20 protein-coding genes, 1 tRNA gene and 1 riboswitch are annotated in these 22,611 nt (G+C 68.1%); of the genes, 13 read left to right on the top strand and 8 right to left on the bottom strand.

Annotated features, from left to right (window positions below):
* Positions 1-124 precede the first annotated feature (124 nt).
* Positions 125-1,330, top strand: a complete 1,206-nt coding sequence (locus ABZ420_RS26070; RefSeq protein WP_357127685.1) for a DNA polymerase III subunit delta' — start codon at positions 125-127, stop codon at positions 1,328-1,330.
* A gap of 62 nt (positions 1,331-1,392) precedes the next feature.
* A tRNA-Thr gene (locus ABZ420_RS26065) sits at positions 1,393-1,465 on the top strand.
* 228 nt (positions 1,466-1,693) lie between these two features.
* Here ABZ420_RS26065 and ABZ420_RS26060 read toward each other — a convergent pair.
* Positions 1,694-2,086, bottom strand: coding sequence for a hypothetical protein (locus ABZ420_RS26060; protein ID WP_357127682.1), 393 nt, complete (start codon positions 2,084-2,086; stop codon positions 1,694-1,696).
* 252 nt (positions 2,087-2,338) lie between these two features.
* Between ABZ420_RS26060 and ABZ420_RS26055 the strand changes: the two genes are divergently transcribed.
* Together ABZ420_RS26055 and ABZ420_RS26050 are read left to right on the top strand one after the other, a co-directional pair.
* Positions 2,339-3,529 carry an FAD-dependent oxidoreductase gene (locus ABZ420_RS26055; protein WP_357127679.1) on the top strand — a complete coding sequence of 397 codons (1,191 nt, stop codon included), beginning with the start codon at positions 2,339-2,341 and terminating at the stop codon, positions 3,527-3,529.
* 119 nt (positions 3,530-3,648) lie between these two features.
* Positions 3,649-4,599, top strand: coding sequence for an RNA polymerase sigma-70 factor (locus tag ABZ420_RS26050; protein WP_357127676.1), 951 nt, complete (start codon positions 3,649-3,651; stop codon positions 4,597-4,599).
* Positions 4,600-4,682: 83 nt separating this feature from the next.
* On the opposite strand, the gene ABZ420_RS26045 is transcribed toward ABZ420_RS26050, so the two are convergent.
* Positions 4,683-5,114, bottom strand: a complete 432-nt coding sequence (locus ABZ420_RS26045) for a MarR family transcriptional regulator (RefSeq protein ID WP_357127673.1) — start codon at positions 5,112-5,114, stop codon at positions 4,683-4,685.
* A 145-nt stretch (positions 5,115-5,259) separates the two neighbouring features.
* Between ABZ420_RS26045 and ABZ420_RS26040 the strand changes: the two genes are divergently transcribed.
* From ABZ420_RS26040 to ABZ420_RS26020, 5 genes are all read left to right on the top strand, one after another.
* On the top strand, positions 5,260-5,763 hold the full coding sequence (locus ABZ420_RS26040; RefSeq protein WP_357127670.1) for an SPW repeat protein: 504 nt from the start codon (positions 5,260-5,262) through the stop codon (positions 5,761-5,763).
* Positions 5,764-5,990: 227 nt separating this feature from the next.
* A complete protein-coding gene (locus ABZ420_RS26035) occupies positions 5,991-6,800 on the top strand; it encodes an alpha/beta hydrolase (protein WP_357127666.1) in 810 nt (269 codons plus the stop codon).
* Positions 6,797-8,056, top strand: coding sequence for a SpoIIE family protein phosphatase (locus ABZ420_RS26030; protein ID WP_357127663.1), 1,260 nt, complete (start codon positions 6,797-6,799; stop codon positions 8,054-8,056). Before ABZ420_RS26035 ends, ABZ420_RS26030 begins: the two co-directional genes overlap by 4 nt.
* A gap of 350 nt (positions 8,057-8,406) precedes the next feature.
* A complete protein-coding gene (locus tag ABZ420_RS26025) occupies positions 8,407-10,023 on the top strand; it encodes an MFS transporter (protein ID WP_357127660.1) in 1,617 nt (538 codons plus the stop codon).
* Positions 10,024-10,153: 130 nt separating this feature from the next.
* A complete protein-coding gene (locus ABZ420_RS26020; RefSeq protein WP_357043679.1) occupies positions 10,154-10,762 on the top strand; it encodes a hypothetical protein in 609 nt (202 codons plus the stop codon).
* 38 nt (positions 10,763-10,800) lie between these two features.
* Here ABZ420_RS26020 and ABZ420_RS26015 read toward each other — a convergent pair whose 3' ends face one another.
* The 3 genes from ABZ420_RS26015 to ABZ420_RS26005 form a co-directional block, all read right to left on the bottom strand.
* Entirely contained in the window at positions 10,801-11,223 is a 423-nt protein-coding gene (locus tag ABZ420_RS26015; protein ID WP_063049423.1) for a PPOX class F420-dependent oxidoreductase, read from the bottom strand.
* A 136-nt stretch (positions 11,224-11,359) separates the two neighbouring features.
* The gene (locus tag ABZ420_RS26010) at positions 11,360-11,815 is read right to left on the bottom strand and encodes a hypothetical protein (RefSeq protein WP_357127657.1); all 456 of its coding nucleotides are present in this window, start codon (positions 11,813-11,815) and stop codon (positions 11,360-11,362) included.
* A 284-nt stretch (positions 11,816-12,099) separates the two neighbouring features.
* Positions 12,100-13,152, bottom strand: a complete 1,053-nt coding sequence (locus ABZ420_RS26005) for an alpha/beta hydrolase (protein ID WP_357127654.1) — start codon at positions 13,150-13,152, stop codon at positions 12,100-12,102.
* A gap of 214 nt (positions 13,153-13,366) precedes the next feature.
* Between ABZ420_RS26005 and ABZ420_RS26000 the strand changes: the two genes are divergently transcribed.
* Together ABZ420_RS26000 and ABZ420_RS25995 are read left to right on the top strand one after the other, a co-directional pair.
* Positions 13,367-13,825, top strand: a complete 459-nt coding sequence (locus ABZ420_RS26000; protein WP_062974665.1) for a DUF2752 domain-containing protein — start codon at positions 13,367-13,369, stop codon at positions 13,823-13,825.
* A gap of 27 nt (positions 13,826-13,852) precedes the next feature.
* Positions 13,853-14,038 carry a hypothetical protein gene (locus ABZ420_RS25995; protein ID WP_062974667.1) on the top strand — a complete coding sequence of 62 codons (186 nt, stop codon included), beginning with the start codon at positions 13,853-13,855 and terminating at the stop codon, positions 14,036-14,038.
* Here the strand turns inward: ABZ420_RS25995 and ABZ420_RS25990 are convergent, their stop codons facing one another.
* On the bottom strand, positions 14,039-15,385 hold the full coding sequence (locus ABZ420_RS25990; RefSeq protein ID WP_357127650.1) for a M1 family metallopeptidase: 1,347 nt from the start codon (positions 15,383-15,385) through the stop codon (positions 14,039-14,041).
* On the bottom strand, positions 15,385-19,296 hold the full coding sequence (locus tag ABZ420_RS25985; protein ID WP_357127647.1) for a Pls/PosA family non-ribosomal peptide synthetase: 3,912 nt from the start codon (positions 19,294-19,296) through the stop codon (positions 15,385-15,387). The genes ABZ420_RS25990 and ABZ420_RS25985 overlap by 1 nt, the downstream gene beginning before the upstream one ends.
* Before the next feature lie 669 nt (positions 19,297-19,965).
* Positions 19,966-20,079: riboswitch (SAM riboswitch) on the top strand.
* Positions 20,080-20,126: 47 nt separating this feature from the next.
* Between ABZ420_RS25985 and ABZ420_RS25980 the strand changes: the two genes are divergently transcribed.
* Both ABZ420_RS25980 and ABZ420_RS25975 read left to right on the top strand, forming a co-directional pair.
* Positions 20,127-21,446: an aminotransferase class V-fold PLP-dependent enzyme gene (locus tag ABZ420_RS25980; RefSeq protein WP_357127644.1), complete on the top strand. Its 1,320-nt coding sequence runs from the start codon at positions 20,127-20,129 to the stop codon at positions 21,444-21,446.
* A gap of 76 nt (positions 21,447-21,522) precedes the next feature.
* Complete coding sequence (locus ABZ420_RS25975; RefSeq protein ID WP_357127641.1) at positions 21,523-21,861, top strand: hypothetical protein; 339 nt, start codon at positions 21,523-21,525, stop codon at positions 21,859-21,861.
* A gap of 133 nt (positions 21,862-21,994) precedes the next feature.
* On the opposite strand, the gene ABZ420_RS25970 is transcribed toward ABZ420_RS25975, so the two are convergent.
* Positions 21,995-22,546 (bottom strand): flavin reductase family protein, encoded by a 552-nt coding sequence (locus ABZ420_RS25970; RefSeq protein WP_357127638.1) that lies wholly within the window; start codon positions 22,544-22,546, stop codon positions 21,995-21,997.
* Positions 22,547-22,611: the final 65 nt, after the last annotated feature.

The following is a 22,611-nucleotide window of genomic DNA, read 5'->3' as shown; positions in this document are numbered from 1 at the left end:
AGTGCTCCGGTGTCGGCCTGAAATGGTCGGGAGGGGCCGGGCGTGAAGTGCGCGCCGTGTTCGGCGGTGAGAGTGCTCCGGTATCGGCCCGAAACTGTCGGGAGGGGCCGATAGGGTGTACGGCGTGGCGGGAGTCTTCGATCGGTTGGTCGGCCAGGAGGCGGTCGAGTCCGAGTTGACGGCTGCCGCCGTAGCCGCGCGCGGGGGAGCGGTCGAAGGCGCGATGACGCATTCGTGGTTGTTCACCGGCCCGCCCGGCTCGGGCAGATCCGTCGCGGCGCTGTGCTTCGCGGCGGCGTTGCAGTGCACCGACTCGGGGACACCCGGGTGCGGCAGGTGTCACGCCTGCACCACGACCATGGCGGGCACGCACGGAGATGTGCGCCGGGTGGTGCCCGAGGGCCTGAGCATCAGCACCAAGGAGATGCGCGAGATCGTGCAGGTGGCCTCGCGCAGGCCGAGTACCGGGCGCTGGCAGGTGGTGGTCATCGAGGATGCCGACCGATTGACCGAGGCGGCCGGAAACGTGCTGCTCAAGGTCGTCGAGGAGCCGCCGGAACGGACGGTGTTCCTGCTCTGCGCCCCCTCGGTCGACCCCGAGGACATCTCGATCACACTGCGCTCCCGCTGCCGGCACGTGCATTTGGTGACGCCGTCGGTGCCCGCTATCGCGCGGGTGCTGCGGGAACGCGACAACCTCGACGAGAAGACCGCGAACTGGGCCGCCTCCATCAGCGGCGGGCATGTCGGCCGTGCCCGTAGGCTCGCCACCGACGAGGAGGCGCGGGCCCGCCGCCGGCGCGCACTGGCCTTGGTCACCGCGGCCGGGAAGCCCGGCGCGGCCTACGCCGCCGCCGACGAGCTGGTGCGCGCGGCCGACGACGAGGCCAAACAGATGAGCGCGACCCGTGACGAACGCGAGCGCGAGGAACTCGCGACCGCGATGGGCGCGGGCGGCACCGGCAAGGGCGCGGCGAGCGCGACTCGCGGCTCCGCCGGCGTGCTGAAGGACTTGGAGCGGCGGCAGAAGTCCCGCGCGACCCGCACCGGCCGCGACGCACTCGATCGCGCTTTGATCGACGTGGCGGGCGTCTATCGGGACGCGCTGGCCGTCCGATTCGGCGCCACCCGGCTCGGCTCCGGCATCGCGCTCACCCACCCGGACTTGTCCGACGAGATCCACGACTTGGCCGAGCGTGTGCCCCCCGAAGGCCTGCTGAAGTCCATCGAGGCCGTGCTCGCCTGCCGTACCGCGCTCGACCTGAACGTCAAACCCCGTTTCGCCCTCGCCGCCATGGCCGCCGCCCTCATCGCGGCCCGCGCACAGTGACCGTGACCACCTGTTTTCGCGATCGGGCCGCGAAAGGATAGACTCGCTTGGCCGAAAGGCACGCCGCCTTAGCTCAGTCGGTAGAGCGCTTCACTCGTAATGAAAAGGTCGGGGGTTCGATTCCCCCAGGCGGCTCAAAAAAACCAGGTCAACGGTGGTTTCCGCGCCGGGCGACTAAGTATTGTCAGTCGCGTCTCCATGCCTCCACACCTCGCGCGGGTGGCCCTGTAGCGGCGGTGGCGACGCATGCAGGTCTACAACTCCTCCTATTGCGACGCCGACCGCAAGCCCGAGGTTGTCGCACGACACTGCGGAACCGGAAGCGACATCGGCCGATCCCAACTCGTGGAGCAAGTCTGCGCGTCAGGGTGCGTCCAACACGCTTGCCGGAACCCCGTAGGGGAGAAACCGCACTCGACGGCGATCATCGGTGTTGTCGCGATGTGCGCGTAAGGCCTCGAGTTCGCTCGGGAAGACCTGGTCGATCCTGGCCTCGCCGGTGTCGTCGATGCTGTAGATCGCCCATACCCCGCTGCCCGTCTCACCGGTGATCTCGCCCTCGGGTTCCGGTGGACGTGGCCGCTCCGGCTGGACGAACTGACCGAACAGCGACGCCAGTGAACCGAGGCTCGCGTGGTCGACGCGGTCGAGGTATACGCCGGCTTTCCCGAGCAGGTCGCGGAGTTCGGTTCCCGCCCCACGCAGTGCGCGTTCGAAATCTTCCGGATCGATGCCGAAAGGTCCGTTGGTTGGCATCATGTGCTCCTGGGGACGAGGTGGGCGCTACGACCTCAGTGTCCTCGCGAAACGCCGACTTCGCCACGCCGGCCGCATCTGTCCTCGACGGCTGAGCGGCGGTGACGAGAGCGTTGCCACGCGTGGTTCGGAGCGGCCTGCCCAAATCCCGGGGGTCTTCGACCCGCTATCGAGTGACCTGCATCACAACGTGTCAGGATGTGCGCCCCGGCGGTGTCTTGTTCCCGAGCCTCTCGGAGCGAAGGAGACACCATGAGCAAGAACATCCATGTGGTCGTCATCGGCGGCGGATATGCCGGCGTGATGGCGGCGAACCGTCTCACGCAGCGTGACGACATCGCGGTGACCGTGATCAATCCCCGCCCGCTCTTCGTGCCGCGGCTGCGTCTGCACCAACTGGTGGGCGGAACCCACGATGCGGTCGTCGACTATGCCGAAGTCCTCGCCGAGAACGTGCGGCTGGTCGTCGACAGCGTGACCGGAATCGACGCGGCCGGGCGCCGGGTGACGATGGCGGAGGGCGACGAGATCCGCTACGACTACCTGATCTACGCGGTGGGCAGCGGCAGTGCGGGCCCGCGGGTGCCGGGCGCGGCCGAGTTCGCCTACCCGGTCGCGACCCTGGAGGCGGCGCAGCGGTTGCGGTCGGTGCTCTTCGACACGCCCATGGCGGCTGCGGTGACGGTCGTGGGGGGCGGTCCGACCGGCATCGAGACCGCCGCCGAACTCGCCGAGCGGGGGCGCGGCGTCACGTTGGTCAGCGGCGGGATCCTCGGCCCCTATCTGCATCCGAAGGCTCGGCGCACAGCCCGTAAGTATCTCGCCGAGCTGGGGGTCAGCGTGCTGGAAGGCCCGGACTCGGCGGTCGCCGCGGTGACGCGGGAGGCCGTGGAACTCGCCGACGGCCGCATGTTGGCGAGCCGGGTCACCATCTGGACCGCGGGCTTCGGTGTTCCGGATCTGGCCGCCCGCAGCAGGCTGAGCACCGATAGCGCCGGGCGTCTGCTCACCGACGAGACCCTGACCAGCGTCGACGACGAGCGCATCGTCGCGGCGGGCGATTCGGCGGCACCGTCGGATCTGCCGTTCCGGATGAGCGCCTACGCCGCGGGTTGCCTCGGCGCCCATGCCGCGGACACCGTGCTGCACCGCATCGCGGGTGACCGGCCGGCGCCGATCGACCTGTCGTTCCCCGCCATGTGCATCAGCTTCGGCCGCGGCGCCGGGATCTTCCAGCTCGCCCGCAAGGACGACACCGCGCTGCGGCTCTATTTCAGCGGGCCGGTGGGCAAGAAGCTCAAGGAGTTCTCCTGCGCCTCCAGCGTCGAACACCTGGTGAACGAGGCGCGTAAGCCCGGGTCGCATTCCTGGTTCAAGGACGGCAAGCACAGGCCGTCTCTGCTGGAAGCCCGGCGTAGCGTCACCGCGTCACCGGTCGCCTAGCCGATCCCGCCGGTGACTTCGACTGCACGATGTGCGGCAGCGCCCCCTGAGCGCGGAGGCTGCCGCACGCGGCAGCGACAACCGGCGTCGCACGGCCCCCGACGGACGGAGAAGACTGGATGGACACAGCAAATGAACCCGGCGAGTCGCGGCGGGCCGACGGTGCGGGAGCGGGTCGCGACCACGCCACGGTGGAGGCGACGAAAACGTTCGTCGCCCACCGCAACCTGCTCTTCACCGTCGCCTACGAGATGCTCGGATCGGCGGCCGATGCCGACGACGTCCTCCAGGAGACGTGGTTGCGTTGGGTGGCGGTCGACGCGGCGCACGTCGACGACGCCCGTGCCTATCTGGTCCGGATCACCACCCGTCAGGCGCTCAACCGGCTGCGGTCGATGAAACGCCGCAGGGAGGCTTACGTGGGTTCCTGGTTGCCCGAGCCACTGCTCACCACGCCGGATGTGGCCGCCGATGTCGAACTCGCCGAAAGCGTCTCGATGGCGCTGATGCTCGTGCTGGAGACGTTGACCCCGACCGAACGCGCGGTGTTCGTGCTGCGCGAAGCATTCGGGATGGGCTACGACGAAATCGCGGCCGCGGTCGACAAGACTCCCGCCGCCGTCCACCAGCTCGCCCACCGCGCCCGCCGCCACGTCGAAGCCCGCCGTCCGCGCCGCTCGGTCACCGCACGAGAGGCCGAAACGGCTGCCGCCGCGTTCCGGCGCGCGCTCGAGACCAGAGACCTGCGCGGCCTGCTGGACGTACTGGCCCCCGACGTCGTGGCGATCAGCGACGGAGGCGGCATCAAGCAGGCGACACCGCGTCCGGTCATCGGTGCGGCGAAAGTGGCCCGGTTCATCGTCGGCGGGCTCACCAGAAACGACGTCGCGCTCACCGTCGAGGCGACCACGGTCAACGGCAGTCCCGCATTGGCTCTGTACGTGGACGGAGGACTCGACGGCGTCATCGCGATGCGCGTTGATGACACCCGTATCGCCGGCCTCTATTACGTCCGCAACCCGCAGAAACTGACCCGCGTCGATTCCGAGATCCCACTCACTCTGCGCTGAACACCGGTCACGGCCTGTCCGCGTACCGACTGAGAGTGGCCGTCTCGCCTACCGCCTCTCGGTCGCGGGTGGGTCCGGCAGGCTCATCCTGCCTGCGGCACGGCGGGTAGGTCGTCGAGGGTGCCGAGCAGCGGGGTCAGTCGCTGGAGTTCTTCCACATGTGTGGCGCTGAGCAGGGCCAGGATTTCGTTGCCCGCCTCGGTGAGGGTGAGGTGGACGACGCGGCGGTCGTTACCCTGCCCTCGCTTGCGGGCGACGAGGCCGAGTTGCTCGGTGCGATCGATCAGTTGCACCACGCTGTGGTGGCGGGCGGACAAGTAGCCTGCGATCTCTCCGATGGTCGGCCCGCCCGGGGCGGAATGCCCGCGGATCGCCAGCAGCAGTTGGTGCTGCGTATCGGTGAGCCCCACTTCGGCCGCCCGGCGCTCACTCCACCGCAGGAGCCGGCGAAGCCCGGCCCGGAACGCCAGCAGCCGCGAGTACTCCTGATCGCTGAGGTGCTGAGGCGATGGCATCGACTCATCCATCATGGAGTGATACTATCACAGGGTGATATATCAGTGAGCGGCGATCAGGACCGGCCGCGTTGCGGAACTGATCGCGGCCGCCCGGCTCGGGAGAGCTTCGATTCGCCACTACGTCTGAAGGGTGGTGGAGAGTATGAGTAGTGAAACCATGATGAGTCGGCATCCCGACATCGTGGAGTTGCGGGAGAAGTACGAGCGCGCCTCGGAGGCGCCCGACGCCCAAGCGGTCACCGGCCTGATGTTCCTGACCGGGCTCTACATCGCGATCTCCCCGTGGGTCGTGGGGTTCAACGGGTTCTCGACGTTGACCGTCAACAACCTCGTCGTGGGCATCGCCTTGGCGATGCTGGCCTTCGGATTCGCCTCGGTTTACGGCCGGACCCATGGCATCGTCTGGGCCGCGCCACTGCTCGGCCTCTGGACGATCCTGGCTCCCTGGGTGGTCAGCGGCGACGTCGACACCACGTCGACGATCTGGAACAACGTGGTCGCCGGCGCAATCGCTGTGCTGCTCGGCCTGGGCTCGATGTTCCTCGGGATGAGCCGGACCGGCCGCCTCACCGGAGAGGCGCCTTCCGCGAACGCGACTCGAACGCAGCGACCGTCCGGGCTTCCGCCGGAAACTTCCGCGCGGTGAGAACGTAGTTCATCCCGGCTGAATCGGCACGGCTTTTCGAACGCGCAAACCCCTGCAAACCGAAGCCGTCCGAGGATGCGTTCTTCGCACACTGAGAGGTGTTGGGTCTGGGGTGGCCGCGGGCGCTGGCTACCCCAGACCTGACCTCTACCGAACCCGCCCGCACCCCTGCCAGGCAGAACGACCGGCGGTGGGCGTTCGCGCGAGTTTTCTGCGAAGGTGTCTATGTGAAGGTGCTGAGCAGGAACCATGTGACCGTCAGCGGCAAGACCGGCGCGCCGGTGGTCGTGCTCGCCCACGGCTTCGGTTGCGACCAGCACATGTGGCGGCTGGTCGTCCCGGTTCTGGAGCGGGATTTCACCGTCGTACTGTTCGATCACGTGGGTGCGGGCCGCTCGGATCTGTCGGCTTGGAGTCCGCAGCGTTATTCCAGCATGGACGGGTACGTCGAGGATGTGCTCGCGCTGCTTCGCGAACTCGATCTGGGGCCGGTGATCTTCGTCGGGCACTCGGTGAGTGCGACGATGGGAGTGCTCGCCGCCGCCCGCGAGCCAGCGGCGTTCGCCGGACTGGTGCTGGTGGCTCCTTCGCCGTGCTTCATCGATGATCCCGCCACCGGATATCGCGGCGGCTTCGATGCCGCCGACATCGAGGAACTGCTGGAGGCGCTCGATGCGAACTATCTGGGTTGGTCGGGTGCGATGGCGCCGGTCATCATGGGCAACCCCGATCGGCCGGAGCTTGCCGAGGAACTCACCAACAGTTTCTGCCGCACCGACCCGGAAATCGCGCGCGTCTTCGCCCGCGTCACGTTCCTCGCCGACAACCGGGCCGATCTCGAGGCGGTGGAGGTACCCACTCTGATCCTGCAATGCTCCGATGACGCTATCGCCCCACTCGAGGTCGGGGCCTTCGTCCACGAGCGGATTCGGGGCAGCAGACTGGTCACGCTGACGGCAACCGGCCACTGCCCCCAGCTCAGTGCTCCGGCGGAGACCGCCGACGCCATAGCCGCCTTCGCCGCCGAGACCGGATGACGAGCGCCGCGGGCGACCGAGACCGTGTCAGTGCTCTCGGAGCGGGGACGGATGACGACGCGGCGTTCGCCGCGTTGCTCGAGGACAGCGCCGAGGACCTGTACGAGAACGCGCCCTGCGGATACCTCTCCACCTCGCTGGACGGTCGCATCGCCAAGGTGAATGCCACGCTGCTCGACTGGCTGGGCTGGCGGCGCGACGAACTGGTCGGCCGGAAGCACTTCTCCGACCTGCTCACCGTGGGTGGCCGCCTCTATCACGAGACCCATTTCGCTCCCCTGCTGCGCATGCAGGGGAAGATCCGCGGGATCGCCCTGGAGATGAAGACCACCGACGGCCGCCGACTACCCGTGCTGATCAGCTCGCAGGTCAAGACCGGCAGCCAGGGACAACCGCTTCTGATTCGTACCACCGTCTTCGATGCCCGCGAGCGCCGCGCCTACGAGACCGAGCTGCTACGGGCACGACGCGAAGCCGAGCAGGAGCGCGAACGCCTCCAGCGTCTGAACGCCACTTTGCAGACCACACTGCTACCACCCGAACTACCCGATGTTCCCGGCCTCGAGGTCGCCGCGTACTACCACATCGCCTCCGCCGACGAGGTCGGCGGCGACTTCTACGATCTGTTCCCGATCACCGGCGGCAGCTGGGGAATGTTCCTGGGCGATGTCTGCGGCAAAGGCGCTCCTGCCGCGGCCCTCACTTCCCAGGCCCGCTACACGCTGCGCACCGCCACCGCCTACACCCGCGATCCGGCCGCCGTGCTCGACATGCTCAACACCACCCTCACCGAGCGGTCCCACGGCCACAACCCACGGTTCTGCACGATCATCTTCGGCCTGATCGAACCCACTCCCCAGCGCGGGGGTTGCGACATCACCCTGGCCGGTGGCGGGCACCCGCCGGCCCTGCTTTTGCGCTCCGACGGCGACGTGGAGGAAATGCATACCTGGGGCGGTCAGCTCATCGGGGCGATCCGAAACGCCCAGATCGTCACCAGGAAAGTCCGGCTCGAGGTCGGCGACACCCTGATTCTCTACACCGACGGGCTCACCGAAGCCCGCACGACGGCCAACGGCGGTCGCTACGGCGACGGCGCGCTCATCGACTTCGCTTGCGCGCTGGCGCCGGTCACGGCCTCCGGCGGTGTCGAGGCCATCCGAGAACTGCTCGCCTCCTTCGGATCCGGAGTGGAGGACGATACCGCCGTCCTCGCCATCCACGCGCTACCTCCATCGCAGGGCACCACGCGCTGATTCCGGCCGGGTTCGAGAGCTGTGCCCCGCCGTGAGCGGATCCGTTCGACCGCGCCGCGAACCGCGACCTGCTGAAACGCCGCTTCGCTGAGCGGGGAATATCTCACAACTTTAATGAGCCGTCGAATAGTGGCACAATTCACAACGAACCAATATTCATGTAACCCTGGCGTAACCAGGTTCCGCTCGGGGCGATGAGGAGCGACGCCGGTGCAGATGCCGAGGACCAGATCGAGGCTTACGTCCCTCGGGGAACCATCGTTGCCCGGCATCGATGCGGTCCTATCCTGCCGACCCTCACGCGGCCCCGTTGGCGAACCGGCTTCTTCTGCAATCGAGGTGATCATCAAGTGTCGGAAAACCGAACCAAGGTAATCCGAAGTCTGGTTCCCGCCCGGATGGACCGGCTTCCGTGGACCGGGTTCCATTGGCTCATCGTCGTGGGGCTCGGCGTCTCCTGGATCTTGGACGGAATCGAGATCCAGATCGTCAGCAGCATGGGCGGCCCGCTACAGGACGCCGACGCACTGCATCTCACGTCCGGTCAGGTCGGCGCGATGGCTTCGTGGTATCTGGCCGGCCAGGTCGTCGGCGCACTCGTCTTCGGCCGGCTCACCGACCGACTCGGTCGCAAGAAACTTTTCATCCTGACCCTGGCGATCTATCTGATCGGCAGCGGATTGGCCGGTTTCTCCTGGAATGCGTGGTCGCTGTATTTCTTCCGCTTCATCGCGGGCACCGGAATCGGTGGAGAATACACGGCGATCAATTCGGCGATCGACGAGATCATGCCGTCGAAGTATCGGGGCCGGGTCGACATCGCGATCAACGGCACCTATTGGGGCGGTGCGGCTTTGGGAGCGGCGGCCAGTCTGGTCCTGTTCAACGAACGTTTCATTCCGACCGATTGGGGATGGCGGCTCGGATTCTTCATCGGACCCGTACTCGGGCTCGTCATCATCTTCCTGCGCAGGCACATCCCCGAGAGCCCCCGCTGGCTGCTCACCCACGGGCGGGCCGAGGAAGCCGAGCGGACCGTCGACGAGATCGAAGCGCAGGTTCGGAGCAAGGGAGTCGAACTCCCTCCGGTCGACGAGAGCAAGGCCTTGGATATCGTGGACACGGAGCGGCTGTCCTATCTGCAGATGGGTCGCATCTTCTTCGGACGGTATCCTTCCCGTTCCTTCCTCGGATTCACGATGATGGCTACGCAAGCATTTCTGTACAATGCGATATTCTTCACCGTAGGCTTGGTTCTGATCAATTTCTACAACGTGCCCGCGCATCACACGGGATATTATTTCTTCCCCTTTGCGATCGGCAATCTGATCGGCCCACTGGTGCTCGGCCCGCTCTTCGACAGTATCGGTCGCCGGAAGATGATCTGCGCGACGTACTCGATATCCGGTTTCCTGCTTTTCATCTCGGCCTGGGCATTCAACGCGGGCATGCTCGACGCCACCACGCAGACTATTTTCTGGTGCGTCATCTTCTTCTTCGCCTCGGCGGGCGCTTCCTCCGCCTATCTCACGGTCAGCGAGATCTTTCCGCTGGAACTGCGTGGTCAAGCCATCTCGTTCTTCTTCGCCATCGCGCAGGGCGCCGGTGGGGTTGTCGCACCGTTCCTGTTCGGGCACTTGGTAGGCGGCGCCGACAACCCGAGCCCCGACCGGTTCCCGCTCACGGTGGGGTACCTCATCGGCGCCGGGTTCATGATCGTCGGCGGTTTGGTCGCCTGGTTCTTCGGAGTGAACGCCGAAGGGCAGTCCCTGGAGGACATCGCGGATCCGCTGTCCGTGGCGAAACCCTCCGAGACGACTCCCGACGCGGTCGTCGGCGGCTCGGGAAGCGCCCTGGAAACGGATGCCGAACAGGATCCCGCTCCGTCCGGACGAGCTCCAGTTGCCATAGGTAGCGAGCCGGTGTCTGACGGCGCGTCGGGCATCGATTCGACGAACGGGGATTAGCGAGATGGTGCAGCCGACTCCGTGGCGTACGAGCAAGGATCGACAGGCAGCCGCACCGCGCCGGTCAGCGGGCAGTGTCCGAAAACGCCGAGTCGACGGTGAGAAATTACGGGCGCGGGTCCGGCCCCTCGTGATCTTGCTCCGGGACAACGCGGGCTTCCTGTGCGCCGCGGTGGGGAGCTTGATCACCTTCAATCTGTTGTTCAAGCCGTGGCTCGCCACCGGCGGCCCCGATGGCACGATCTGGAGCAACGCGTTCGGCCAAACCCACATCACCACCACGCTCGTCGGCCTGTGGTCGAAGAGTCCGCCTAATCACTCCAACCTCAGCGGTAAGTGGGCCATTCTGGCCACCATCGCGATCTTCCTCACCGTCATCGCCGCCGTGATCAATCTCTGGGCCCGCACCGAAGCGCTCGCTCGCTTGACGACCGTTTCCGCGGTGGCGGTGGCGCTCTTCGTCGCCTTCACGCTCGTCTATCTGAACGGAAAGGGACCGGAGCTGCGCTCGATGATCGGGTCCGGCCCACCCACCGACCTCGGGACTCAGGTCGGCTACGTGGTTCGATGGGCCTCGGGCAATGGGCAATACCCCCTGCCGGGACTACGAAAGGTGGAGTTCTCCACCGCGAAACTCACCGGCACCGCGTTGCTGGCCGGCGCGACGGCGATGTTCTCGGCCGTGGTGGCCATCGCGCAATGGGTACGGAGAATGAAGGCACGCAGTCGCTCCGACTGAGTCCCGGGCTCGGCCGGAGCGCGGGACGCTCATCGGTATCAGGAGGCCCAAGGGCCGATACCGCCGACCTTCTCGATCCGGATCCGGGTGAGGTAACCGGGCGGGGCGTCCGCGGGAGGAAACTCGGCATTCGGACTCGCCAGAGTCTTGGCGAGTTCTCGGAGCAGCTCCGGGGCGCCGCCCTCCACCACCCGGGCGGTGCCGGTGATCGAGAGATACGGGCGCATCACCTCACCCCGTTCCGGGGACAGGATGGTCACCGCGACGCGCGGGTCGCGGCGGACGTTCCGGATCTTCTGGTAGACGCCGAGGTGGGCGGTGACGAGCTCGTCGCCGTCCGGTGTCGATTGCAGAGCCACCCAGACGACCGAGACCTGTGGGCTGCCGTCCGGGTTGATCGTGACCAGCGTCGCGTCGGCACCGGGTCCGATGAGCGCACGGGCGTCGTCGTCGAGTGTCATGTGTTGTTCTACCGCTCGGCCGACGTTTTCATTCCCGCCCCGGCGCCCGACGAGATCGCGCTCGCGGCAAGCGGATCGGATGGATCCGCCGCTGATCGAGAGCCCGCGCGGGTCGTGCCGGGGCGGGGAGCCCGGACTACGTGACTACGAAGACTCCCTTGCCCGGGACGTGCGGAGAGTCGGTCGCGATCAGGACTTCCACTCGGCCGAGACCTGCGGGAATGCCCACCGGTATCCACGAGCCGGCGACGTTCTCCTCGGCCGGGGTCCGGTCGTCGAGCCGTATGGGGGGAAGGGTTCCGAAGACGCCGGTATCGGAGTTCCGCCACGAAACGGTGACCGTTACGCCGCAGGAGCCGCCGGGTCGATCGGGTGCGAAGACGAACTCCGGGTGGATCCAGAGCGTCGGAACACCGGAGTAATTGCGGTCGGGGTCGTAGAAGGCGGCGATCATGCCGATGCCGGCACCATCGCCGCCACAGAGCGTTCGCGCAGGGGGCACGCCTAGGGGAAGCGCGGAGGCCGCGGGGGCGGTCACACCGAGTGCACCGATTGCCAGAGCCAGGACCGCCACGCCACGCCGGACACTCACCGCTGCTCCCTTCGTCGGAACCCGAACCTGTCTGTCCTCTGAGTCGACTTGAGTTCGCCGAATGTTAACGAGAGCGTGCGGAGGTCGAGTTGAACAAAGGAAATCCGGCGTAGAAACGCCGGATTTTCGTGGTGAGCGACAGGCTGCGTCGGAAGAGCCGTCTATGCAGTATCTGGTTGGCAAACCTACGGGAGTTCGATAGCGGACCGGGGCGTGTCGGCGGTCGGCTGACCCTCGCCCCCTGGACCGGGCGTAATCGACCGGCCCAGGGAAGCGGTCTCGGGTCAGCCCGCGGCCGCGGAGCGCAAATGGGCGGTCTCGGCGATAGCGGCCAACTCCGCGTTGAAGCGGTCGGCGGCTTCGATATTGCCCAGGTGGCCGGTGGGCCACACGTGGTACGCGGCCAGATGGCCCGTCTCGGCGAGCGCGTCGGCGATGCGGCGCGACATGCGTTCGGGCAGCAAGCGGTCGTGCGCGCCCGCGATCACCGTGGTCGGCACCGTGAGGGAGGCGGCGGCTTCGGCGAGATCCATGTCGGCCAGCGCGGCGGCGTGCCTGCCGCGCGTCAGCGGCCGGCACGACCGCACGATGCCCAGCGCGAACTCCACCTGGTCGGCGGTCGCGTGCGGAGTCATCACGCGCGCCTTGAGCAGCGCGCTGGCCGGCCAGCCGCCCGGCAGCGGGACCGGCGCGGTGAGCAGCGTCTCCGCGACGATCATGGGAATCCGCACGGTGGCGCCGAGCACGGTGATCGGCCGGTCCGCCAGCGTCAGCGGCTTGTTCAACAGCGGAAGCAGGTCGGTGTCGTAGCGGATGTTGCCCGATGAACTGTTCAGCAGCACGGCGGCGGCGGCTTGCTTGCGTACCTGCTCCGGATAGCGAGCGGCCCACGCCTGCACCGTGATCCCGCCCATGCTGTGACCGACCAGAACGGCTCGTTGCCCGGGGCGGAGCGTCGCATTCAGGACTACCGAAAGGTCGTCGGCCAGCGACTCTTTGGTGGGGGCCGACTTGCCGAGTTCACTGGCACCGTGGCCGCGCTGGTCGTAGCAGACCACGCGATACCGGTCGGCGAAGGCGTTGATCTGCGGGTTCCAGTACTCGATGCTGCAGCTCCAGCCGTGAATCAGGACGATGACATCGCCCTCGGCGGGACCGTACGCGTGTACTCGCAGGCGAGCGCCGTCCTTGGTGGTGACGGGGATGACCGCGTGACGGGCGGTGGGCGCGTTCAACGACGCGGTCCGGAAGGTGCGGGACCGCAGTCCGGCACGGTAATCGGCGGTGAGCGCACCGTTGTGCGCGTCCGCCAGCGTCCTCATCGACTTCGCCAGCATGAGCACTCCTTTGTGTCCACCGTCACCGTACAGTGCAAGCAAGGTGCTTGCTAGTGCTAGCGCTGCACGACGGCATTCCTGGTGTATATCGGGGAGTACCCCCGGAATCGCTACCGCAAAAGATCATTTCGGAATGAACCGGGTTGTGAGGTATCGGGCGTATAGGCGGCGCTACTGTGGCGTCCTCGATCGCCACCCGGTTACGGTTGACTTCGTGGACATCGCGCAACCTTCCTCCGGCCCCGCTACGGAGCTGGGACCCGAGCCGAGGACCGGATGGCGCGGCGTCGGACTTCCCCTGCTCGTCGCGGGTGTCGGAGTGGGCGTCGGGGTGCTGCTGCATTTGCGCGATCCGCACGTCGAAGGCTCCTACGGGACCTGCCCGGTCTACGCGCTGACCGGTTGGTACTGCCCCGGCTGCGGCGGGATGCGCGCCGTGCACAATCTCACCGACGGGCACGTGCTCGACGCCCTGCACAGCAACTTGCTCGCGATCCCGCTGGTCGTCGCGTTCGTGGTGTGGGTGACGGACTGGACCGTCCAGGCCTGGCGCGGGCAGAAGATGCGGCTGCCGTCGATCAGCCGGACCACCATGTGGACATTCTTCGCCTTGTTGGCGATCTACACCGTGGTGCGCAATACGCCGTGGGGAACCCTGTTCACACCCGTGTAACACGCCGATGTGGGGGCACCCTCAGGTATGAACGATTCGCTGAAGACCCGGGTGCGGGAGAAGTTGCTGCGCCAGCTCATCGAGGATCCGCGGGATACCGAGCACGACGACCCCCGGCAGATCGCGGTGGAAACCGATCTCGACGCGCTGGCGAACGTCCCGGAGGACGATCCGCTCGTCGAGGAACTCGCCGCCCGCTATCTGGTGTTCTGATCAGGCCGTCGAGGCGCCGCCGTAGGGCGGCAGCTGCGGTAGCCGCTCGGCGAGCAGCCAGCTGTCCCACAGCGGGCGCAGCGAGACAAGGCTGTAGTGCCCCGCCAGGTCGGTGAACTCCTCGGTGGTCACCGACGAGTGGCGGTAGCGGATGGTCCACTCCCGCAGCAGGTCGAAGAATCCCGAATCGCCGAGTTCCAGGCGCAGCGCGTGCAGGGTGAGCGCACCCCGTTTGTAGACGCGATCGTCGAACATGCGCTGCGGTCCCGGATCGCCGATGGCGATGTCCTGGGGCTCGCGGGAGAGGTTGTGCCGCGCGGCGCGGGCCAGCTGGTCGGCGGTGGGTCCGCCCGCGGCCTCCGACCAGATCCATTCCGCGTAGCAGGCGAAGCCTTCGTGTAGCCAGATGTCGCGCCACTGCCGGATGGTCAGACTGTTGCCGAACCATTGATGGGCCAGCTCGTGCGCGACCAACCGTTCGGCGCCGCGCCGGCCGTCGCAATGGTTGGCGCCGAAGATGGAGATGCCCTGGGCCTCGATCGGGATCTCCAGTTCGTCGTCGGTGACGACCACGGTGTAGTCCTCGAACGGATAGGGGCCGAACTTCTCGCTGAAAACCTCGAGCATCCGCGGCTGGCGAGCGAAGTCGTGGTCGAAGTTGGCGCGCAACCGCGGCGGTAGGACGGCGTGCATCGGCACCGCGGAGTGCGAGGGCCCGATGCGGTGCTTGCGGTAGTGACCGATCTGGATGGTCGCCAGGTAGCTCGACATCGGTTCGGGCTGCTCGTACACCCACGTGGTCTGACTGGCCTTGGTCTGCTTACGCAGCAGGGTTCCGTTCGCCACCGCGTAGTACGGCGAATCTGTGGTGATCGAGATCCGATAGCTCGCTTTGGAACTCGGGTGGTCGTCACAGGGGAACCAGGACGCCGCGCCGTTGGGCTGGCTGGCCACGAGCGCGCCCTCGGTGAGTTCCTCCCAGCCGACCTCGCCCCACGGCCCGCGCACCGGTTTCGGGGTACCGCCGTACTGCACCACCAGCGCCAGCACGCCGCCCGCCGGAATCCGCTGCTGCGGCGTGACGATCAACTTGCCGTGCTGATGGGCGAATTTCGCGGCCTTGATCCCGTTGACGGACACCTTCGACACGCTCAGCGCCTGGGCGAGATCGAGTGCGAACCGGGTGCGCACCTCGGTGGTCACCGCGGTGATTGCCGCGCGCCCGGTGAGCCGGTTGGCGGCAACCCGATAGGCCAGCTCCAGTTCGTACCGGGTGACCCGATACCCCCGATTGCCGTTCTGCGGGAGGTACTCGTCGATGGGGGCTTCGTAGAACTTGCCCGTCATCAGCGCGCCCCGGGGTCGCCCGTGAACCAGGGCGCGATCGGGTTGCCCCACCAGCGCGTCGAGGCGGGCACCGTGTCACCGCGCATGACCAGCGAAGCCGGGCCGATGGTCGCGCCGTCGCCGAGCGCCGAGGCGGGCAGCGCCACGCAGTGCGGACCGAGGGTTGCGCCCGCACCGAGAGTGACGGTGTCCATGGCCATGATCCGGTCGTGGAACAGATGGGTCTGCACCACACAGCCGCGTTCCACGGTCGCGCCGTCGCCGAGAGTCACCAGGTCCGCCTCCGGTAGCCAGTAGGACTCGCACCATACCCCGCGCCCGATGTGCGCGCCGAGACCGCGAAGCCAGAGGTTCAGTACGGGCGTCCCGGTCGCCGCGCGCGCGAACCACGGCGCGGCAACCGTTTCCACGAAGGTGTCGGAGACCTCGTTGCGCCAGACGAACGAGCTCCACAGCGGATGTTCCCCGGTGCGTATCCGCCCCACCAGCAACCATTTGGCGGCCACCGCGCTCGCCCCCGCGACAGCGCCTGCCGCCAGCAGTACCAACCCGCTGAGCAGTCCGGCGGCCAGATGGCCGAACGTTTGCGCGAGCCAGGCGAGGGTGAAAAGCACGCCGAGCCCGATCGCGAAGGTCACCAGCACCGGGACCAAACGGCAGGTTTCGACGATGCCGCGGGCTACCCGCAAGCGCGCGGGCGGGTCGAAGGTGCGCGCGGTATCGGCGTTCTCCGCGGCGCGGCGCAGCCGGACCGGCGGGCTGCCCAGCCAGGACGAGCCGGGTTTCGCCTTGGACGGCGCCGCCGACAGCACCGCGACCAGCCCGTTCTTCGGGACACGGCGGCCGGGCGCGGTCATCCCGGAGTTGCCGAGGAAAGCGCGCTTGCCGACCTTCGCCTCCCCGATGTGCAGCCAGCCGCCTCCGAGTTCGTAACCGGCGATCATGGTGTCATCGGCCAGGAACGCCCCGTCGGCGACGGTGGTGAACTTCGGCAGCAGCAGCACGGTCGACGCCTCGACGCTCTTACCTATCTTCGCGCCGAGCAAGCGCAGCCACAGGGGGGTGAGCAGGCTGGCGTACAGCGGGAACAGGAAGGTGCGCGCGGAATCCAGCAGCCGCTCGGTGGCCCAGGCCTGCCAGCCGACCCGGCTGCGCACCGGGTGGTAGCCCTCGGTGAGGCCGATGCTAAGCAGCCGGACCGCGACGATGGTCGCCGCGGCGTAGACGCCCAGGCTGAGCAAGGTCGCGAGGGGAAGCACGGCGAACGCGCGCGCGGCGCCGACGGCGAGCGTGCGGGTGTCGCGAACGAACCAGGCCAGGAACGCCCCACCGGCGCCGATACCGAGAATCGGCATGGCGGCCAATGCCATCGACGTGATCCCGAAGATGCCGACCCAGTGCCGGGCACGATCGGGCGTGTGCGCGGGCCAGCGGTGCTGTGCCTTACCGACCTTCACCGCGGGCGAACCGGCCCAGTCCTGGTCCGCCTTCACCTTGCCCGATACCGCGGAGCCGGGGGCCACCTCGGCGTTCTTGCCGATCTTGGTGCCCGGCAACAAGATCGAGCGTGAGCCGACCACCGCGCCGGGGCCGATCGTGATCGGGCCCAGATGCACCAGGTCGCCGTCGATCCAGTAGCCGGACAGGTCGACCTCCGGCTCCACGCTGCACCCGTCACCGAGTTCGAGCATGCCCGTCACCGGCGGGAGGCTGTGCAGGTCGACGCCCTTGCCGATCTTCGCGCCGAGCGCGCGTGCGAACGGCACCATCCACGGCGCTCCGGACAGGTTCTCGGCGCCGCTGGCCTCGGAGAGACGGACGGCCGCCCACAGCCGCAGATGTACCGAGCCACCGCGCGGATAGCTGCCGCGCCGGATGCCGCGCAGCAGCAGCCGCGTGCCCGCCACGCAGATCGCCATGCGGCCGGGCGGCGAGATGAACAGCAGGAACGCGGCCAGCGTCCACCACCAGGACAGCTGGGGGAGCCAGGGCAGTGAGCCGGACCAGGCCGCGATATTGCCGACGATCGCCAGCCAGGTGAGCCACTGCAATCCGGTGAGGGTGGTGAGCGGGATGGTGGCCAGCACCTGCGCCGCCTGCGCGGGCAGCGGCGTCGGCCGGACTGTCCGCTCGGCGACGGCCACCGCGGGGGTGGTCTGTTCCAGCAGGTCGGCCAGCGCGCCGAGGCGGGGGTGGTCGTAGACGTCGGCGACGGCGATCTGCGGATACCGTTCGCGCAGGGCGGTGACCAGCTGCGCCGCCGCGAGGGAGCCGCCGCCCAGGTCGAAGAAGTCCGCGTCGAGATCGCCGACCTCCGCGCCGAGAATGGCATCCCACAGTCCGGCGACCCATTGGGCGGTGCCGGTCAGGTCGTTGTCGTCGTCGTCCTCGGCGGCATTGGGCAGCGGCCAGGGCAGCGCGTCGCGGTCCACCTTGCCGGAGGTGCGGGTGGGCAGCTCGTCGACCACCGCGAGCCTGGGCACCAGCGGCGCCGGAAGTTGTCCACCGAGGACGGCGCGCGCGGCCTTGACATCGAAGTCCGGGCCGGGTCCGGTCAGATAGCCGACCAGAACCTTGTTGCCCGCCTTGGTGGTCCGGATGGCCGCCGCGGCGCCCGTGACGCCGGGCAGGTGTTGCAGAGCGTTGTCGATCTCGCCGAGTTCGATGCGCCGCCCGCCCAATTTGATCTGGTCGTCGGCGCGGCCGAGGAAGACCAGTCCGGCGCTGTCGTTGCGGACCAGGTCGCCGCTGCGGTAGGCGCGCTCCCAGCCGACGGAGGGCAGCGGCGCGTACTTCTCGGCGTCCTTGACCGGGTCGAGATAGCGAGCCAGTCCGACGCCGCCGATCACCAGTTCGCCGGATTCCCCCTCGGCCACCGGGTTACCCGTCTGGTCCACGACGACCAGGTCCCAGCCGTTGAGCGGCAGGCCGATTCGGATCGGCCACCGGCCGTCCAAGCGCGCGGCGCAGGCGACGACCGTGGCTTCGGTGGGGCCGTAGGTGTTCCACACCTCGCGAGCCGAGTCACCGTTCCCCGCGAGGCGCTCGGCGAGTTCCGGGGGGACGGCCTCGCCGCCGAAGATGAGCAGGCGCACCGCCTCCAATGCCTCCACCGGCCAGGTCGCCGCCAGGGTCGGGACGGTCGAGACCACACTGATCTCCCGCCGCACCAGCCACGGGCCGAGGTCGGCGCCGGTGCGCACCAGCTCACGCGGGGCGGGCACCAGGCAGGCGCCGTTGCGCCAGGCCAGCCACATCTCCTCGCAGGAGGCGTCGAAGGCGACCGACAGACCCGCCAGAACCCGGTCACCCGGACCGATCGGGGCGTCGCGCAGGAACAGATCGGCCTCGGCGTCGACGAAGGCGGCCGCGTTGCGATGGGTGACGGCAACGCCTTTCGGAGTGCCGGTGGAACCGGAGGTGAAGATTATCCAGGCGTCGTCGCCGGGAGTGGGCAGCGTCGACCAGGTCTGTTCGCGCTGGTGCTCCGCTGCGCGGATGCCCGCGGCCGTGGTCTCGATGCCCTCGGCGGTCACGATCGCGGTGACCTGCGCTTCCCCGAAGACCAGCTCGGCGCGCTCGTCCGGGTCGTCGGCGTCGACCGGCACGTAAGCGGCGCCGGAGTAGAGGACGGCGAGGATGGTCACATAGAGCCCGCGGGTGCCCGACGGCATGCGCACGCCGACCCGATCGCCGGGCCGCACGCCCGCGGTGGCGAGCCGGGCCATGGTGTTCTCGATCTCGACGACCAATTCCAGATAGGACAGCACCGCGTGGCCGTCGTCGATGGCGGGGGCGTCGGGATGGGCGAGTGCCGTCGCGGTCAGGATGTCGACGAGCGTCCTGGCCCCCGGTGCGCGATCGCCGCGTGACAACGGGCCCGCCGGCGCGTCGACGTCTGTCTCGAGCATGGTGCTGTGCGCACCTCCCATCGACTTGCCTCACACTTTCCCGTTGTTGTGTCATAGCTGGGTTACCAAAGGGCAAACAGCGCTGTGGCCAGCTGTCCACGGTACCCGGGGTTGTCGTCGCTTGTCGTTCACCGAACCGGATGCCGGATCGGTGGGTGTGATGCGCGTTGTTGCAGGTGGGGTCGATATTCGCCGCTCCGGCAGGGCAAAACGCTGGTGGGCGGCTCGCCCGCCGCGTTCGCCGGGAGATCGCTGATTCGAAGGTGTGATTCGGCTCATCGAGCGATCCGAAGCTGGTTCTCGCGAGGGCCGGGACGCCCGTTTGTTCCGGCCGGTCAGCGGGGAGTCGCAGCGGGGCGCCGCGATCGGATTCAGCGCGTTCGAGATACGGAGGTGCTCGAGAAGCTGCGCCGTTGTGGGAAACGAGCGGGGACCGAGTCGAATCGGCATCGGATCGGCTCGGTGGTAACCGCCGAGCGAACCGAGGCCCGTTCACCCGTGGACGGGGCCGGTGCCGAGACGGGAAATCCCTCGTCGGGCGCGGCTCGCGCGTCGTCGTGGGGGTGCTTGTAATGGCCGCCGCGTGGTGGTTATGTCCACGCGGTGCTCGTGGTGACTCGGGTGGAATGTGGTTGACAGCGCCGGGGCGCTTCTGCCACTCTCGGGTCTGGTCATGAGTGCCAGCGCAAAGCCCCGGCTTGCTGGCCGGCAACCCTCCTCCGCGGTGGGGTGCTCCGGGTGACGACCCGGCCGACGCCCAACCGGGCGCGGCAAGCGCGGACTCGCCGAATCGTTCGGTCGCGAGTCCCTGAGCCGACGGGATTCACGTGATGACTACTGCTGTCGACAACTCCTGTGCCGCACTCGCCCGGGTGTCCGGCGACGAACTGCGCGTGCCGCTGGTGCACGGCGGATCGGCGACCTACGCCAACTTCGACTACGCCGCGAGTGCGCCCGCGTTGGCCCAGGTCACCGACCGGGTGCAGCAGTTGCTGCCGTACTACGCGAGCGTGCACCGCGGCGCGGGCTACGCCTCGCGGATCTCCACCGAGTGCTACGAAGCCGCTCGCGGATCGGTCTCCCGGTTCCTCGACGCCGCCGACGATCAGGTGGTGGTCTTCACCCGCAACACCACCGACTCGCTGAATCTGCTGGCCTCCTGCGTCCCCGGGGACACCGTGGTGCTCGACATCGAGCACCACGCCAACTTCCTGCCGTGGACCAAGCGGGGCAGGCGCGTCGTGCAGGCCGCCGACACGGTCGAGGAGACCATCGGCAGGCTGGTCGCCGAACTGTGCAGCAAGCCGGCCGCATTGCTCGCGGTGACCGGCGCATCGAACGTGACCGGCGAGGTGCTTCCGCTGGAACGGCTGGCCACCATCGCGCATCAGTGCGGCGCCCGGATCCTGGTGGACGCCGCCCAGTTGGCGCCGCATCGGCGGATCAGTCTGCGGGACACCACGATCGACTACCTGGCGTTCTCCGGGCACAAGCTCTACGCGCCGTTCGGCGCCGGTGTGCTGGTGGGCAAGCGGGATTGGCTCGACGCGGCGCAGCCCTACCTCGCGGGCGGCGGCGCGGTGCGCGAGGTGCGCAGCGACGCGGCCGAATGGGCGTCCGCTCCGCAGCGGCACGAAGCAGGTTCGCCGAACGTGCTCGGCGCCGCCGCGCTGGCCGCCGCTTGTGACACGCTCAGCGGGATCGACGCCGAAACCCTTGCCGCGCACGAACACCGGCTCGCCGACCGTCTGCGCGACGGCTTGGCTGCGATTCCCGGCGTCCAACTGCTGCGCATCTGGATCGACACTCCCGACTCCGTCGGCATCGTCGCGTTCACCCTGGACGATTTCGCACCCGGCCACGTCGCCGCCTATCTCTCCGCCGAACACGGCATCGGTGTGCGCGACGGACGCTTCTGCGCCCACCCGCTGCTCGCCCGCCTCGGTTTGGACGGCGCACTGCGCGCCAGCATCGGCCTCGGCACCACCTCCGCCGACGTGGACCGCCTGATCGAGGCGATCGCCATCCTCGCGCGAACGGGCCCCACCTGGAACTACACCGCCGAGAACGGCGTGTGGAACCCCATCCCCGAAACGCGCCCCTTCACCTCCACCGCCCCCACCGGCGCGGCCCCCTGCCTCATCGGCTGAGGCCGCGCTGGTCCCGATGGCGTGATTACACCGGATACCATCGCCGTATCCGGTAACCCGAGTTCGAGGCGGTCTCATGAGCACCCGGCCCGTGTGGGCCACCGATCCGGCCGCCCTTCTCATCACGGAGGAGGGTTACGCGGCACTCCCGGAAGACGTCCAACGTCAGATCGAGGTGCTCGACGGCCACGTGATCGTCTGCCGGAGCGGCACCTTCGAGCACAACAACGTGGCCAGGCGACTGGCCAACGCGTTGGAACAAGGGAGCCCGGACGAGCCGCGCACCGGCGTGGTGACCGACTTCGAGATGCATTACGTGCGGAGTCGTCCGGCAAGTCCAGGAATGCCGTCTGGACTGGGCGAGCCGCAGTTACCGGCTGGCGGAAACCCATCAGGATGTGCTCCGGCTCAGTGATCCGTTCCCGGTCGACGTGGACTTCGCCGTGCTGGACGGTGCCTGACGGTTTCTCGAGCTGGATCGGCCGGCGCGCGCTCGCCGCGGAGTCGGTCGTGCGGGCGCGGCCGAGGTGGCGTAGTCGAGCGCTGGGTCAGTCGCTGAGGGCGATCGGTCGGTAGTAGCGCCCGTTGTAGTACAGCAGTGGAGCGGCGGCGGGTTTCTCGTCGGTGTTGTCGTGGACCCGGGTGACCAAGCCGACGACGAAGGTGTGGTCGCCGAGGGGGATCAGTTGGTGCACCGTGGCGCGTAACCAGATGGGGGTACCGTGCAGGACCGGTTCGCCGGTGTCCAGGGTGGTCCACAGGGCGCGGTCGGTGAAGCGTTCCTGCGCGGTCCGGGAGAACCGGTGGGCCAGGTGCTGCTGGTGTTCGCCGAGGAAGTGGATGACGACGGACTCGGCGTCCAGCATGGCGGACAGGCTGGAGGAGGTGTGCGCGATATTGAACGACACCAGCGGCGGGTCCAGTGACAGCGATGCGAAGGAGGTCGCGGTGAAGCCGACCGGCCCCTGCGGCGAAGTCAGCGTGACGACGGTGACGCCGGCCGGGTAGTGGCGCATGGAGGCGCGATACTGCTCCGCGGTGATGCCGCTCAGATCATCGGGGATCTGTAGTTCCGTCTCGGGCCGTGGTGCGTCGGTCACCTCACGAAACTACGCCCGGGCTACCCGCCGGTGGGGTGGCATAGGTCGCACATGCCCGGCCGACG

The sequence above is a fragment of the Nocardia sp. NPDC005745 genome, from assembly GCF_040630775.1.
Taxonomy (GTDB): Bacteria; Actinomycetota; Actinomycetes; order Mycobacteriales; family Mycobacteriaceae; genus Nocardia.
This window is presented reverse-complemented; position numbering and strand designations above follow the sequence as displayed.

Bases quoted from the DNA above. Each gene is read 5' to 3' on its own strand.
- ABZ420_RS25980 (WP_357127644.1), top strand. From the start codon at position 20,127: ATGACTACTGCTGTCGACAACTCCTGTGCCGCACTCGCCCGGGTGTCC.
- ABZ420_RS25995 (WP_062974667.1), top strand. From the start codon at position 13,853: ATGAACGATTCGCTGAAGACCCGGGTGCGGGAGAAGTTGCTGCGCCAG.
- ABZ420_RS26045 (WP_357127673.1), bottom strand. From the start codon at position 5,114: ATGCCATCGCCTCAGCACCTCAGCGATCAGGAGTACTCGCGGCTGCTG.
- ABZ420_RS26055 (WP_357127679.1), top strand. From the start codon at position 2,339: ATGAGCAAGAACATCCATGTGGTCGTCATCGGCGGCGGATATGCCGGC.
- ABZ420_RS25975 (WP_357127641.1), top strand. From the start codon at position 21,523: ATGAGCACCCGGCCCGTGTGGGCCACCGATCCGGCCGCCCTTCTCATC.
- ABZ420_RS26060 (WP_357127682.1), bottom strand. From the start codon at position 2,086: ATGCCAACCAACGGACCTTTCGGCATCGATCCGGAAGATTTCGAACGC.
- ABZ420_RS26005 (WP_357127654.1), bottom strand. From the start codon at position 13,152: ATGCTGGCGAAGTCGATGAGGACGCTGGCGGACGCGCACAACGGTGCG.
- ABZ420_RS26030 (WP_357127663.1), top strand. From the start codon at position 6,797: ATGACGAGCGCCGCGGGCGACCGAGACCGTGTCAGTGCTCTCGGAGCG.
- ABZ420_RS26015 (WP_063049423.1), bottom strand. From the start codon at position 11,223: ATGACACTCGACGACGACGCCCGTGCGCTCATCGGACCCGGTGCCGAC.
- ABZ420_RS25990 (WP_357127650.1), bottom strand. From the start codon at position 15,385: ATGACGGGCAAGTTCTACGAAGCCCCCATCGACGAGTACCTCCCGCAG.
- ABZ420_RS26050 (WP_357127676.1), top strand. From the start codon at position 3,649: ATGGACACAGCAAATGAACCCGGCGAGTCGCGGCGGGCCGACGGTGCG.
- ABZ420_RS25985 (WP_357127647.1), bottom strand. From the start codon at position 19,296: ATGCTCGAGACAGACGTCGACGCGCCGGCGGGCCCGTTGTCACGCGGC.
- ABZ420_RS26040 (WP_357127670.1), top strand. From the start codon at position 5,260: ATGAGTAGTGAAACCATGATGAGTCGGCATCCCGACATCGTGGAGTTG.